Here is a 13,933-nt window from a genome sequence, read left to right on the forward strand (position 1 = left end):
TCACCCGTCCGGGAACAGCACGTCCAGTTCGGCGAGCGTCTCCTCGACGGACCGGTGGTGCACGCCGACCATCCCCGCCTCGACGGCGCCCCGGATGTTCGCCGCCGAGTCGTCGACGAAGGCGCACCGCGCGGCGGGCAGCCCGAGCCGGTCGGCCGCGATCCGGTATACCGCCGGATCCGGCTTGGCCACGCCGACTTCGCCCGAAAACACCAGCGCGTCGAAATAGTCGAACATCGTGTTCTTGACCTCGTTCGACGCCCCTGGCGCGTTGGACAGCAGCGCGGTGCGGACGCCTCGTTCACGGACGGCCGCCAGGTAGTCGTAGAAGCGGCCGGCGTCGGGATCGGTGAGAACCCCGGCGAAATCGACCAATAACCCCTTCAGCACCCGGCACACCATAGCCGGGTGGCTACGCGGTGTCTCGCCTAGCGCAACACTGCCGGGGAATCCATCCCTTCCGCGGTTCTGTGCCTAATCGAGCGATTCCTGTCTCCTTTCCGGCCGGTTCCGCCCTCTAAGCGGTGGACGCGGCGAAATGCCGAGTCCGGGAGGGGAGAAAATGATCGACGAACATCGCCTGAGAACGCTCGTCCACTACGAAGCGCCACGCCGGGCTGACCGTCCGGCAGCGCTGACCCCGGAGGAGCACCGCCACGCCGCAACCCGGTGGCCGGTGCCCCGCCAGCTCGAATCGGGTGACGTGGGCTTGCTGCTGAACATGCTCCTCGAGGCCTACGACGGCCGCCGCCCGGCGGCGCAGATCCGCGCGCTGGTGGCGCCGGAGGTCTACGCGGGACTGAGCGCGCCGCGGACGCGCCAGCCGCGGCACCGGACGCAGACGGTCCACACGTGCACGGCGGTCCCGGACGTGATCGAAGCGTGCGCGCGAGTGGAGGCGGACGGCCGGTCGTACGCCCTGGCGGCCCGCTTCACGCGGACACCGTCGGGGTGGCGTTGTGTGCGGTTCGCGTTGCTGAAGCCGCAGCGTCCGGCCCGGCTGCCGCAGCGAGCAGCGGCGTGAGGCGGGTGAAGAGGGCACGCTCCCCGCCGCCGCTGGCCGGCGGCCGCCGTGCGAAGTGGACAGCGCGGGGTGCGAAGTGGACAGCGCCCATGGCCCACGGTGCGAAGTGGACGCCGCGGCGCGCTCGGCCGATGCGCGCAGGTGGCAGCGGCAGCCAAGTCGGGCCACCAGCCGCCCCCAAGGCCACGCAGTGCGAAGTGGACCCCGCGGCGGCGGAAGCCTCATCTCCGCCGACCGTCGTCGTCGCGGGCGTCCCTACGCAAAACCGGGGGGGGGGGGGGGGGGGGGGGGGGCGGGGGGTGGGGGGGGGGGGGGGGGGGGGGGGGGGGGGTACTGACGAGAAAAACCCCCCCCCCCCCCCCCCCCCCCCTCTCCCCCCCCCCCCCCCCCACCCCCCCCCCCCCCCCCCCCCCCCCCCCCCCCCCCGGTTCCGTGGTCACCTCGTCAGCGACGCGGGCCCTTCTTGCCCTTCTTCGCGGCGTCGCGCTGGGCAGCGCGGCGGTCACGGCGAGTCCCCCCGCCGCCTCCGCTCGCGGGCTCGGCTCCGCCGTCGGCGTGGGACTCGACCTCGCCGTCCTCGCCCGGGCCCGACAGGGTCACGCCCGGCTGCTGGCCGCCGCCGCCGAGGCCCTTGCCGCGGAGGGCGGCCGGGACGGACTCGGTGTCGGTTGTCGGCGGCTGGGGCGGCGCCGGACGGGCGTGGCGCCCCTCCGCCGCGGCCTGGCCGTTGCCCGAGCCGACTCCCGCCGGCAGGGCGGCCGCGTCCTCGGCCGGGGGCGCCTCGGCGCGCTCGACCTGCAGGTTGAACAGGAAGCCGACGGCCTCCTCCTTCAGCGAGTCGAGCATCGCGCGGAACATGTCGAAACCCTCGCGCTGGTACTCGATCAGCGGGTCGCGCTGCGCGAGCGCCCGCATGCCGATGCCCTGCTTGAGGTAGTCCATCTCGTACAGGTGCTCGCGCCACTTGCGGTCCAGCACCGTCAGCATCACCTGGTGCTCCAGGGTCCGCATGCCGTCCGGCCCGACGAGCGCGTTGATCTCGGCTTCGCGCTTGTCGTAGGCGTCGCGGGCGTCCTGCAGCAGCGCCTCGCGCAGGCCGTTCGCGTCGAGGTCGCCGTCGTCCATCAGGTCTTCCCAGTCGAGGCTGACCGGGTAGAGCTGCTTCAGCGCCGTCCAGAGCTTCTCGTGGTCCCAGTCCTCGGCGTAACCGTTGGCCGTCGCACCGTCCACATAGGCGTTGACGACGTCCTCGAGCATGCCCTCGATCTGGTCGCGCAGGCTCTCGCCGGCCAGGACGCGGTGGCGCTCGGCGTAGATCACCTTGCGCTGCTCGTTCATGACCTCGTCGTACTTGAGGACGTCCTTGCGCTGCTCCATGTTGATCTGCTCGACCTGCGTCTGCGCGCTCTTGATGGCCTTGGAGACCATCTTGTGCTCGATCGGCACGTCGTCGGGCAGCCGCATGGTCGTCATGACGCGCTCGACCATCGTCGCGTTGAAGCGGCGCATGAGCTCGTCGCCGAGCGACAGGTAGAAGCGGGACTCGCCCGGGTCACCCTGCCGGCCCGACCGGCCGCGGAGCTGGTTGTCGATGCGGCGCGACTCGTGGCGCTCGGTGCCCAGCACGTACAGGCCGCCGGCTTCGCGGACCTCTTCGGCCTCGGCCTTCGACTCTTCCTTGACCTTCTCCAGGACGGCGGGCCACGCGGCCTCGTACTCTTCGGAGTGCTCGACCGGGTCCAGGCCCTGCTCGCGCAGCACGTGGTCGGCGATCAGGTCGGGGTTGCCGCCGAGCACGATGTCCGTACCGCGGCCCGCCATGTTCGTGGCGACCGTGACGGCGCCCTTCTGGCCGGCGCGCGCGACGATCAGCGCCTCGCGGTCGTGGTGCTTCGCGTTCAGCACCTCGTGCGGCACGCTCAGCTTCACCAGCAGCTTCGACAGCCGCTCGGACTTCTCGACGCTCGTCGTGCCGACCAGGACCGGCTGGCCCTTCTCGTGCCGCTCGGCGATGTCCTCGGCGACCGCCTCGTACTTCGCTTCCTCGGTCTTGTAGATCAGGTCCGGCTGGTCGGCGCGCACCATCGGCCGGTTCGTCGGGATCGGCACCACACCCAGCTTGTAGGTCTGGTGGAACTCGGCGGCCTCGGTCTCGGCCGTACCGGTCATGCCGGACAGCTTCCCGTAGAGCCGGAAGTAGTTCTGCAGCGTGATCGTGGCGAGCGTCTGGTTCTCGGCCTTGATCTCGACCTTTTCCTTGGCCTCGATCGCCTGGTGCATGCCCTCGTTGTAGCGGCGCCCGTGGAGCACGCGGCCGGTGAACTCGTCGACGATCGCGACCTCGCCGTTGCGGACGATGTAGTCCTTGTCGCGGTGGAAGAGCTCCTGGACCTTCAGCGCGTTGTTCAGGTACCCGACCAGCGGGGTGTTCGCGGCCTCGTACAGGTTGTCGATGCCGAGCTGGTCCTCGATGAACCGGACGCCCTTTTCGGTGACCGCGACGGTGCGCTTCCGGACGTCGACCTCGTAGTGGTACTTCGAGTTGATCAGGTTCGTCTTCTCGACGCGCTCCCGCGAGCCCATGGTGGTGGTGTCGATGCCGTTCATCAGCGGGGCGAGCCGCGCGAACTCGACGTACCAGCGCGACGACTGGTCCGCCGGGCCCGAGATGATCAGCGGCGTCCGGGCCTCGTCGATGAGGATCGAGTCCACCTCGTCGACGATGGCGAACTGGTGCCCGCGCTGCACGCAGTCGTCGAGGCTCCACGCCATGTTGTCGCGCAGGTAGTCGAAGCCGAACTCGTTGTTCGTGCCGTAGGTGATGTCGGCGTTGTACTGGGCGCGCCGGACCTCCGGCTGCTGCTCCGAGAGGATGACGCCGACCTCGAGCCCGAGGAAGCGGTGGATGCGGCCCATCCACTCCGAGTCGCGCTTGGCCAGGTAGTCGTTCGTCGTGACGACGTGGACGCCCTTGCCCGGGATCGCGTTGAGGTAGGCGGGCAGCACGCAGGTCAGGGTCTTGCCCTCACCGGTCTTCATCTCGGCCACCTGACCGAGGTGCAGCGCGGCGCCGCCCATCAGCTGGACGTCGAAGTGGCGCTGGCCGAGCACCCGCTTGGCCGCCTCCCGGACGACCGCGAAGGCCTCCGGCAGCAGCTCGTCGAGGGACTCGCCATCGCCGTTCCGCTTGCGGAACTCTTCGGTCTTGGCCCGCAGCTCGGCGTCGGTCAGGTCCTTGACCTCGTCTTCGAGGGTGTTGATGTGATCGGCGATCCTGCCCAGCCGCTTCACCATCTTTTGCTCACCCGCGCGGAGCAGGCGGTTCAGCACCATCCGGTCGACCTCACTAGCTGATCATGACTGCGCCCGGGCCGGTCCCGGGCAGGTTTTCCCGCGGCGGCCGCCGTGGTCGGCGCCACCGTCCCACCCCATCGTAGGGAACGGTGGGCGTCGTGTGCACACGCCGTAGGTCCTGACATGCGGATGGCCCGCACGCGGGCGCGTGCGGGCCATCGGCGAGGCCTCCTTCGAACCGGCTCAGCCGAGCCGGATCACGCCGTAGTCGAAGCCTTTCCGCCGGTAGACCACGCTGGGCCGGCCCGCATCCGAGTCGTTGAAGAGGTAGAAGTCGTGGCCGACCAGCTCCATCTCGTAGAGAGCCTGGTCCACCGTCATGGGCTCCGCGGTGTGCTGCTTCTCGCGGACGACGCGGCCGGGCTGGTGACCCAGGTCGTCGTCGGCCCAGCTCTGCTGCTGCGGCAGGTGGATCTCTCCGGCGACCGCGAAGCCGTTCGTCTGCGGTTCGGCTTCGGGGGCGTCCAACACCGCGGTCTGCGCGGCGGGACTGGCTGCGGCCGGGGATCCACCACCCGGCAGTGCCGAGGTCGCTTCGGCGACCGACTCCGGGCGGCTGCGCCCGTAGTGCACGCGCCTCCGGTCGTGTGTCCTCCGCAGCCGGTTCTCCAGCTTCGTGACTGCGGAATCGAGCGCTGCGTAGAAGTCGGCGGCACACGCTTCAGCGCGTACGGCCGGGCCACGCCCCTTTCCGGTGATTTCGACGCGCTGGCAGCTCTTGGCCTGGCGCCGATTGGGTTCGTGGAACAGCTCCACGTCGTACCGGATGACTTTCCTGTCGTAGCGCTCGAGGCGGGCCAGCTTTTCGCTGACGAGTGCCCGATAGTGGTCGGGCACCTCCACGTTGCGGCCCTTAACGACGATGTCCATACACGACCTCCCTCGCTGAGATGACTGCGAGCTGTTGAGTTCACACACGGCGCCGGTATTGCGGGGACGGAAGCCCGGATCGCGGGCTGAGAAGGAGTTCGGGAACGGTTCACGACGTCTCGTGCCGGAGCCCGAACGCGGACTCAGCGCACCTCCGGCGCCAGGGACATGGGCTCGTCACCTCCCTGCCTGCGGGGATTGCTGATTGCGGAGCACGTTAGCTTCCTCACGCCCGTTGCAACAGCCCCCGAGCCGGGGGATGTCGAGGAATGAGACTCCGTCACCCGGCGCAGTGAGCGGGGGGTGAACACCAGAAAACACCCGCTGGTCGGACGCGGTGCACGCAGCGTGCTTTCACACGGACGGCGCATCGCTGCCGGCTGGTGGACGCCGAGGGTGACGGCCCCGTCCGCCGCAGCCGCCACTCCGGTGGAGTGGTGTGGCGGCCGAGTGGTCGTGATCAACACCCTCATGCCCGGACAACGGGCGCGAGGCGGGTTGCGTTCCCGGTGGATGTCACTCGTGTAGGTGACGGTGGGGTCACCCGGTCGCGAGGGTTGTTTTGGTGGTTGCTCCTTTTGCTGGTGGGGGTTGGTGGTTGGGGTTGTGCTTGGGAATGGTGGAGTGGGTTCGCGCGATGGGTTGAAAACGGTCTTGGGCTCACCTGCATCTCACTTCGCGGCCGGGTTGGCGCGGGAGCCGGGACGATGGCTCGCTCGGCTTGAGTCGCTCGCCGAGGTGGCACGTGCGCCGGTCTCACCCGGCCGCGGGAGTTGTTTGGTTGCTCCTTTGCCGGTGGGACCGGGTGGTCGGGTCGGAGGCCGCCGCGGCCGGAGGTTGACGGGCCGGTGTACACGACGGGCTGAACGCCGGCTGCATCTCGGTCGGCAGCTCGGCCTCAGCCGCCCGCCGAGGTGGCACGTGCTCGGGCACCGGTCTCACCCGGCCGCGAGAGTTGTTTGGTTGCTCCTTTGCCGGTGGGACCAAGTGATGGGATCGGCGACGGTCGCGGCTTGGAGGTTGGGGGTGCGCGGCGGTTGAAAGCGCTCTTCGGCTCGCCTCCATCTCACCTCGCTGCCGAGTTGGCAGGGGTTGCGACGATCACCGCCGCGCCCCTCCTCCGCACAGCAGCGCAGCAGGATCCGTGGGCCGCCGAGGCCCGGAACGGTGGCTCGCCCGGCCCGACCAGCCCGCCAAAGTGGCGTCTCCCAGGGCGCCGGTTCTCACCCGGTCGGCAGCTCGGCCTGACCCGCCCGCCGACGTGGCACCTCCTCGAGCGCCGGTCTCACCCGGCCGCGAGCAGGGTGAGAACAGCCGCGACCTCGAAACCCTCCGAAGCCAGCGCTCGGACACAAGCCGCGGCCGTGGCTCCCGTGGTCACCACGTCGTCCACCACCACGATCGGGAAGCCCGGTGGTGGCCGGCCGGATTCGCGGAAACGTAGCCTTCCGGCGAGGTTGGCCATGCGCTCCGCCCGGTCCAGGCCGACCGCGTCCCGGGCTCCGCCCGCCAGTTCCAAAGCCGGGGCGACGACCACCTCGAAACCGCGCGTGACCAGGGAACTTGCCGCGAAAGAGGCCAGCCGCTCGACGTGCGGGCCGCCGCGCACCCGCGACGCCGAGGGGCGGCTGGGCGCCGGGACAAGGCAAATCACCCGCGGCGGGGGTGTGGCGAGGGCCGCGCGGGGCGCGGTGGCGGCATCCGCCGAGAACGCCGGAGAGGCGCCGCCCAGCTCGGTCGAGCGGGCGGACGAGCGGGCGGCCCAACCCGGCGGACTGGCCCGAGCCGCGGAAACCCGCAACGGCAACACAGCCAAAGCCTCTGCCAAAGCCCGCCCCAGCGACGGCGCTAAATCCCGCCGTCCCCGCTCCTTGTACGCGATCAGCAACCGCCGCCCGACCCCGCGGTACCGGGCCAGGGCGAACACCCGCACCACACCCGCAGTCGGGACGCGGACCACCTCCGACACCGAGCCCCACACCTTCGCGCACTCCGCGCAGCACGGCGCCCCGCGGGCTCCGCACGCGGCGCAGCGGCTCGGGATCAACAGATCGAGCAGTTTCCTCAGCACACGGACAGTGTCACCACCGGCACCGACAGTTTCGAACGTCCGGACGTCACCCGAACCGGTGAAACACGATCAGCCCGGGTAGAACGGGTCCGCGTCCTTCATCGTGTGGTTCTGGGGCCGCCACACCTCGCCCAGGGCCGACGCCGTCCACAGGCCGCTCGCGTCCGCCACCACGATCTGGCGGCTGGGGGCCGCCGTCACGCCGTGGACCGGGACCGTCAGGTTGGAGCTGTTGAACGCGTCCATGCGCTGGCCGTCCACCGTCACCTTGACCACCGGCTGGGAGTTCGACCTCGTCACCGCCACCAGCGAGTCCGGGCCCACCCAGTCCACGTCGACGACCTCCTGGAGGTCGTGCGGCTGGAGGTGGCGGGGCTCGCGCAGGGCCACCGTGTCGTTCGTGCCGACCACCGAAGCCACCCACAGCTGGCCGTTGACGATCGCCGCCACGCGGGCGCCGTCGCGGGAGAACCGCAGCTCCGTGATGCCGCCCTGCTGGGTCAGGTCCGTGGCGTTGACCTGCAACGGCGTCCACTGGCCGTTCGGGCCCACCACCAGGCGGCCCACCGAAATCTGGTCGACCACCGTCCACACCTCGCCGGTGCCGGGCCGCCACGTCGGACGGCTCAGCGTGCTGCCGCCGAGGGTGACCGGGGTCAGGTCGTGGCCGAGGTCGCCGATCCGCAGCCGGACCTGGCCGCCGTCGCGCTCCACCACCGCCAGGCGCTTGCCGTCGATCGACTGGGCCGCGCTCACGACGTCGTAACCGCCGTTGCCCGCCGGCCCGGGCACCGGAGCGCCGTCACCCAAGGAACGGACGCGGCCGCCCACCGTCATCAGTCCCAGCAGCTCCAGGCTGAGCGACAGCGGCGCGCCGTACGCGGGCAGCTCGTTCGACCGCCAGTCCGGGTGGTTCGCCACCAGCGGGGCGCCGTCGGCGAGGATGCGGATCCGCGCCGAAGTCACGTACTGGAGCGAAAGGACGATCTGCGCCGCGATCAGCTTCCGGACCTCGTCGGGAACGCCCGTCAGCCCCGACAGCGGCACCACCAGCGTCCCGTCGTCGAGGCTCTTGACGTTCGTGTCGATCTCGATCGGCTCGCCGAGCAGGTTGCGCACCGCGCCGGCCAGGCTCGTCGACGGGCCGTTCACCAGCAGGTCCATCACCTTGCCCGGCAGCCCGGACTGCGGCTTCGCGACGACGTAACGCCGGTCCTGGACGAACGTCGCCGCCGTGTCCGAGTAGAAGCTCACCGGCACCGCGGTGTAGTTCTCGCTGAAGTCGGACTCGGTCGCGTACAGCTCGGGCGGCGGGTCGATGATCCGCCACTGGCCGCTCGCCTGCTTGCGGACCTTCACCTGCACCAGCGCCGAGCTGTAGTCCGGCACGAACGCGCTGTTCTGGTCCAGCGTGCCGATGTCGATCCCGCGCACGTTGACGACCACGGTGTTCGGGTCGGGCTGCGGGTTGGTGTCGAAGACCGTGCCGAAGGTGTTCTGGATGATCGTGAGGCTGCGGCTCGGGCGCCAGTTCGCGCGCCCCGCGTCGTCCAGGTAGGCGCGAGCGGCCGCGTAGCCCTGGCCCGGCTTGAGCGTCGCGCCGATGAAGTCGCGGACCAGCGTCAGCGCGTCGATGCCCGGCTGCGGCTCGGGCACGACGTCACCCGAGCCCTGCCCCTGGCGTTCGCCCGAGACGACGACGGGCTGGGACTCCAGTGGCACGTTCGCGCAGCCGGCCACCAGCACCAGGCACGCCAAGGCAATCAAAAGCCGTTTCAATGCCCGATTTCCTCACGTTCGGCGAAGATCGCTTCCGGAGCAGGCACCTCGATGATCCCGAGCGGCACCTCGGCGGCGACGCGGTCGGGCGGCGGCAGCACCAGCGGCGGGTCACCGGCCGGCACGTCCTGGCGGCGCGGCAGCAGGAGCCGGAAGCAGGCGCCCTGGCCCAGCTCGCCCCACGCGTCGAGCTCGCCGCCGTGCAGGCGCGCGTCCTCCTGGCTGATCGCCAGGCCGAGCCCGGTGCCGCCGGTGCGGCGGTTGCGCGACGGGTCGGCGCGCCAGAACCGGTTGAACACCAGGTCCGCCTCGCCGAGCCGCAGGCCGACGCCGTGGTCCCGGACCGTGATGGCGACGGCGGTTTCGTTCGCCCCGACCGTCAGCACCACCGGCTTGCCCTCGCTGTGGTCGACGGCGTTGGCGAGCAGGTTGCGCAGGATCCGCTCGACGCGCCGGGCGTCGACCTCCGCGACGACCTCCTCGTCGGGCAGCACCAGCTCGACCGAGCTGCCCGCGTTGCCGGCGATCACCCGCACCTGCTCGACCGCGCGCGTCGCGATCGGGCGGACGTCGATGAACTCCGCCGACAGCTCCTCGACGCCGGCGTCGAGCCTGCTGATCTCCAGCAGGTCGCCGAGCAGCGCCTCGAACCGGTCGAGCTCGTCGACCAGCAGCTCGGTCGAGCGCGCGAGCCCGGCCGGGAACTGCTCGCGCGACGCGTGCAGCACGTCCGCGGCCATCCGAACGGTGGTCAGCGGTGTGCGCAGCTCGTGCGAGACGTCGGAGGTGAACCGGCGCTGCAGGCCGCCGAACTCCTCGAGCTGGCGGATCTGGCCCTGGATGCTGGCGGCCATCCCGTTGTAGGACACGGCGAGCTTCGCCAGGTCGTCCTCGCCGAGCACGGTGAGGCGCTGGTCGAGGTCGCCGCCGGCGAACTGCTCGGCCGCCGCGGCGGCCTGCCGGACCGGGCGCACCACCTGGCGGGTCACCAGGTTCGTGATGCCCGCGAGCAGGAGCAGCAGCACGAGCCCGCCGACCAGCAGCGTGTTCTGCACGGTCGAGACGGTGTTCTGCTCGGTCGTCAGCGGGAACAGCAGGTACAGCTGCAGCGGGCTGGCGACGGTGTTCAGCGGCGTGCCGACGATCAGGTACGTCGTGCGCATGCCGGCGCCGTCGGTGACCGTGTGCTCGAGCCAGCTCATCTGGTCGGCCTCGACGAACTGGCGCAGCCGCGGCGGCACGTTCTCGAACGGGCCCGCGGACGCCGACACGGCGCCGGACTGGTCGCGGCCGCCGCTGGCGAGCACCGGGACGAACGTGCCCGCCGCCGAACCGGCCGCGTCCTGGCTGGTCGGCGTGATCGCGATCTTCTTCAACGCGTTCTGGAGCCGGAGCGTCATCGCGTCGTAGTTCTCGCCGCCGAGCCCGACCAGCTCACCGGCGGCGGTGTCGGCGGCCGCGCGGGTCTGCGCGATCGCGGCTTCGCGCTTGGTGTCCAGCAGCCGCTCGGTGATCTGGTTCTGCAGCACCATGCCCAGCACGAACACGACGGCCGAGGACAGCGCGAGCGTCGACACCGTGACGCGGAACTGCAGCGAGTGCTTCCACAGCTCGTTGAACGCGACCGCGCGCCGGCGCGCGAAAACGACGACACGCCGGACCAGGCGTGCCGTCGAACGCGCGAACGCGGGAAGCCGTCTCGGGGCCTCGAGGGTCATCGACTCATCACGGCGGGCCGGCCTTGTACCCCACGCCGCGAACGGTCAACACCACCTCGGGGTGTTCCGGGTCCTTCTCGACCTTCGAGCGCAGGCGCTGGACGTGCACGTTCACCAGGCGCGTGTCGGCGGCGTGCCGGTAGCCCCACACCTGTTCGAGCAGCACCTCGCGGGTGAACACCTGACGCGGCTTGCGCGCGAGCGCCACCAGCAGGTCGAACTCCAGCGGGGTCAGCGGGATGGCCTTGCCCTCACGCGTGACCTCGTGGCCGGGCACGTCGATCGCCAGGTCGCCGATCGTGAGCGACTCCGCGGGTTCGGCCTCGGTGCGGCGCATCCGGGCGCGGACCCGGGCGACCAGCTCCTTCGGCTTGAACGGCTTGACGACGTAGTCGTCGGCGCCGGACTCCAGGCCGAGGACGATGTCGACGGTGTCGCTCTTGGCGGTGAGCATGACGATCGGCACCCCGGACTCGGCGCGGATCGCCTTGCAGACGTCGATCCCGTTCATCCCGGGCAGCATCAGGTCGAGCAGGACGAGGTCGGGTTTCAGCTCACGCAGCGCGGGCAGCGCGCGTGAGCCGTCGGCGACCACGGCCGTGTCGAACCCCTCCCCACGGAGCACGATGGTGAGCATCTCCGCGAGGGCGGGGTCGTCGTCGACCACGAGAACACGTGCCTTCATGTCCACATATTCGCACTAGTTCCGGCGCCCGCACGCACGACCCGCGTGTTTGACCACCAGAAAGATCAAGATCGGCACCGGCCCCTGCTCCATCCGGGTGCCCCTGGACGGTCCGTGAAGGCCGGGACGCGGCCTTCACGGACCTGCGGAGGAAGGCTCAGGGAAGGGCCGGGACGGGCGCGTCGACGAACACGGCGCCGTCGGTCACGACCACGCGGTGGGTCCGCACCGGCGCCTTGGCCGGCAGGCAGGTGGGCACGCCGGTGCGCAGGTCGAACCGCGCCGCGTGCAGCGGGCATTCGACGAAGCAGCCCTCGAGCCAGCCGTCGGCGAGGGAAGCGTCCTGGTGGGTGCAGGTGTCGTCGATCGCGAAGAAGCCGTCTTCGGTGTGGAACAGCGCGATCGGGACGGGCCCTTCGATGCGGAGGGACTCCCCCTCGGGCAGGTCGGCGGTGGCGCAGGCGCGGATCATCGGGGCCTCCGGGAACGGGTGACGGGAAACCGGGACAACGGGTGAAAGTTGCGCATCGCGCGACACTGCGCTTCCTGCGCAACAATCCGGTTCCGACGGCGGCCGCGTCAAGAGATTCGCCCACTCAGCCGATAGGGACGGCGCAAAACGGATACTGTTGCGCTATGCGGAACCAGGACTCGGGCAACGCAACTCAAAGCCAGGTGCAGTCGGTCGACCGCGCGATCAGCGTCCTCGAGCTGCTCGCCCGGAACGGCGAAACCGGCATCACCGAAATCGCGGGCGAGCTGGGCGTCCACAAGTCGACGGCGTCGCGGCTGCTCAGCGTCCTGGAGTCCAGAGGCCTCGTCGAGCAGCTCGGCGAACGCGGGAAGTACGCGATCGGGTTCGGCATCGTGCGGCTGGCCGGCGCCGCGACCGGCCGGATGGACCTGGCGAAGCTCGGCCGCGTCAGCTGCCGCACGCTGGCCGAGGAGCTCGGCGAGACCGTCAACATCGCCATCGCCGACGACGGGGTCGCGATCAACATCAGCCAGGCGCGCGGCGCGGCGGCGATCACCACGCAGAACTGGACCGGCCAGCGCACCCCTCTGCACGCGACGTCCAGCGGCAAGATCCTGTTGGCGTACATGGGCGACACCGAGCGCAAGCGGGTGCTCAAGCGGAAGCTGGAGCAGTACACCCCGCGCACGACCGTCGAGCCGGACGAGCTGATGACCGAGCTGGAACGGGTCCTTGAAGACGGCTTCGCGGCCTGTTACGAGGAGCTCGAGCTCGGCATGCACGCGGTCGCCGTGCCGATCCACGGCCCGGGCGGGGACGTCGTCGCCGCGATGAGCGCGTCGGGGCCGTCGTACCGGCTGTCGAAGCAGCGGGTCAAGCAGATCGTGCGGCCGATGACCGACGCGGCCGACGAGCTTTCCGCGCAGCTGGGCTACTTCCGGGACTAGGGGTACAGCCGGGCCATCGCCGTGATCGTCTCCGCCAGGTGCGTGACGAGCTCGGCCGGGGCCAGCACCTGCGCGTCCGCGCCGAGCCGCAGCAGCCCGGCGGCCGCGTGGGGCACGCTTTCCAGCGGGATCGTCGCGCGCTGCCAGCCGTCGGCGTCCGGCGGTTCGAGCGTGCGCAGCGCCAAGCGGGTGGCCCGCGGGCCGAGGATGTCCGGCAGGGCGGCGATCCCCGCCGGCGAGAGCCGTACGACGGCCGTCTCGGCGGCTTCGCTCTCTTCGTATCGTTCGACGTGCTCACGCCAGAACTCCGCCAGGTCGAAGCCTTCGGGCCGGGTGAAGTGCTCGTCCAGCGCCGTGAGCCGTTCGATGTTGGTGACGCGGTAGGTACGCGGCCGCGGCCCGGCGACCAGGTACCAGACCCCCGCCTTGAGGACCAGGCCGAGCGGGCGCAGCCGCCGCGTCACGACGCCGGGCGTCGGCGACCAGCGGCGGTAGCGGACCTCGACGACCTGGTCCTGCCACAGGGCTTCCGCGGCCGCGAGCAGCTGCGGCACCGGGTCCGCTTCCCGGTACCAGCCGGGCGCGTCGAGGTGGAACCGCTGCCGGATCCGCACGGACGCGTCGCGGTACGGCGTCGGCAGCGCCGCCATCAGCTTCAGCTCGGCCGCGGCCACCTGGGCGCCCAGGCCCAGCTCGGCGGCCGGCTGCGGCAGGCCGGTGAGGAACAGCGAACCGGCCTCGCCCGCGGTGAGGCCGGTCAGCCGGGTCCGGTAGCCGTCGAGCAGCTGGTAGCCGCCGTTCGGGCCGCCCTCGGCGTAGATCGGGACACCCGCGGCGGCCAGCGCCTCGACGTCGCGGTACACGGTCCGCGCGGTCACGCCCAGCTCGGCCGCGAGGCGCGACGCGCTCATCCGCCCGCGGTTCTGCAGCAACAGCAGCAGGGACACCAGCCGGCTCGCACGCACCCGGCGAAGTCTGCCAGCGACCACTGACAGAAGATGTCAGTGACG

At 70.9% G+C, this 13,933-nt stretch carries 11 protein-coding genes; 2 read left to right on the top strand and 9 right to left on the bottom strand.

Annotated features, from left to right (window positions below):
• On the bottom strand, positions 1-375 hold the full coding sequence (locus ACZ63J_RS44375) for an HAD-IA family hydrolase (protein ID WP_465402740.1): 375 nt from the start codon (positions 373-375) through the stop codon (positions 1-3).
• 187 nt (positions 376-562) lie between these two features.
• Between ACZ63J_RS44375 and ACZ63J_RS44380 the strand changes: the two genes are divergently transcribed.
• Positions 563-1,024: an Rv3235 family protein gene (locus ACZ63J_RS44380; RefSeq protein WP_465402546.1), complete on the top strand. Its 462-nt coding sequence runs from the start codon at positions 563-565 to the stop codon at positions 1,022-1,024.
• Positions 1,025-1,468: 444 nt separating this feature from the next.
• On the opposite strand, the gene secA is transcribed toward ACZ63J_RS44380, so the two are convergent.
• The 7 genes from secA to ACZ63J_RS44415 form a co-directional block, all read right to left on the bottom strand.
• Positions 1,469-4,357 carry a preprotein translocase subunit SecA gene (gene secA, locus ACZ63J_RS44385; protein ID WP_465402544.1) on the bottom strand — a complete coding sequence of 963 codons (2,889 nt, stop codon included), beginning with the start codon at positions 4,355-4,357 and terminating at the stop codon, positions 1,469-1,471.
• A gap of 204 nt (positions 4,358-4,561) precedes the next feature.
• Positions 4,562-5,248 carry a ribosome hibernation-promoting factor, HPF/YfiA family gene (gene hpf, locus ACZ63J_RS44390; RefSeq protein ID WP_465336208.1) on the bottom strand — a complete coding sequence of 229 codons (687 nt, stop codon included), beginning with the start codon at positions 5,246-5,248 and terminating at the stop codon, positions 4,562-4,564.
• 1,285 nt (positions 5,249-6,533) lie between these two features.
• Entirely contained in the window at positions 6,534-7,316 is a 783-nt protein-coding gene (locus ACZ63J_RS44395) for a ComF family protein (protein WP_465402738.1), read from the bottom strand.
• 72 nt (positions 7,317-7,388) lie between these two features.
• Complete coding sequence (locus ACZ63J_RS44400) at positions 7,389-9,098, bottom strand: LpqB family beta-propeller domain-containing protein (protein ID WP_465402543.1); 1,710 nt, start codon at positions 9,096-9,098, stop codon at positions 7,389-7,391.
• The gene (mtrB, locus tag ACZ63J_RS44405) at positions 9,095-10,816 is read right to left on the bottom strand and encodes an MtrAB system histidine kinase MtrB (protein ID WP_465402541.1); all 1,722 of its coding nucleotides are present in this window, start codon (positions 10,814-10,816) and stop codon (positions 9,095-9,097) included. Before mtrB ends, ACZ63J_RS44400 begins: the two co-directional genes overlap by 4 nt.
• Positions 10,817-10,823: 7 nt before the next feature.
• Positions 10,824-11,501: an MtrAB system response regulator MtrA gene (mtrA, locus tag ACZ63J_RS44410; RefSeq protein WP_005150760.1), complete on the bottom strand. Its 678-nt coding sequence runs from the start codon at positions 11,499-11,501 to the stop codon at positions 10,824-10,826.
• 157 nt (positions 11,502-11,658) lie between these two features.
• Positions 11,659-11,973: a bifunctional 3-phenylpropionate/cinnamic acid dioxygenase ferredoxin subunit gene (locus tag ACZ63J_RS44415; protein WP_465336205.1), complete on the bottom strand. Its 315-nt coding sequence runs from the start codon at positions 11,971-11,973 to the stop codon at positions 11,659-11,661.
• A gap of 164 nt (positions 11,974-12,137) precedes the next feature.
• On the opposite strand from ACZ63J_RS44415, the gene ACZ63J_RS44420 reads away from it, so the two are divergent.
• Complete coding sequence (locus tag ACZ63J_RS44420) at positions 12,138-12,923, top strand: IclR family transcriptional regulator (protein ID WP_465314222.1); 786 nt, start codon at positions 12,138-12,140, stop codon at positions 12,921-12,923.
• On the opposite strand, the gene ACZ63J_RS44425 is transcribed toward ACZ63J_RS44420, so the two are convergent.
• Positions 12,920-13,888, bottom strand: a complete 969-nt coding sequence (locus ACZ63J_RS44425) for a helix-turn-helix transcriptional regulator (protein WP_465402539.1) — start codon at positions 13,886-13,888, stop codon at positions 12,920-12,922. The genes ACZ63J_RS44420 and ACZ63J_RS44425 overlap by 4 nt on opposite strands.
• Positions 13,889-13,933: the final 45 nt, after the last annotated feature.

The organism is Amycolatopsis sp. NPDC104863, from assembly GCF_055582965.1.

Excerpts from the sequence above, each read along its gene's own strand:
- ACZ63J_RS44420 (WP_465314222.1), top strand. The coding sequence starts at position 12,138 with ATGCGGAACCAGGACTCGGGCAACGCAACTCAAAGCCAGGTGCAGTCG.
- ACZ63J_RS44380 (WP_465402546.1), top strand. The coding sequence starts at position 563 with ATGATCGACGAACATCGCCTGAGAACGCTCGTCCACTACGAAGCGCCA.
- secA (WP_465402544.1), bottom strand. The coding sequence starts at position 4,357 with ATGGTGCTGAACCGCCTGCTCCGCGCGGGTGAGCAAAAGATGGTGAAG.
- mtrA (WP_005150760.1), bottom strand. The coding sequence starts at position 11,501 with ATGAAGGCACGTGTTCTCGTGGTCGACGACGACCCCGCCCTCGCGGAG.
- ACZ63J_RS44415 (WP_465336205.1), bottom strand. The coding sequence starts at position 11,973 with ATGATCCGCGCCTGCGCCACCGCCGACCTGCCCGAGGGGGAGTCCCTC.
- mtrB (WP_465402541.1), bottom strand. The coding sequence starts at position 10,816 with ATGACCCTCGAGGCCCCGAGACGGCTTCCCGCGTTCGCGCGTTCGACG.
- hpf (WP_465336208.1), bottom strand. The coding sequence starts at position 5,248 with ATGGACATCGTCGTTAAGGGCCGCAACGTGGAGGTGCCCGACCACTAT.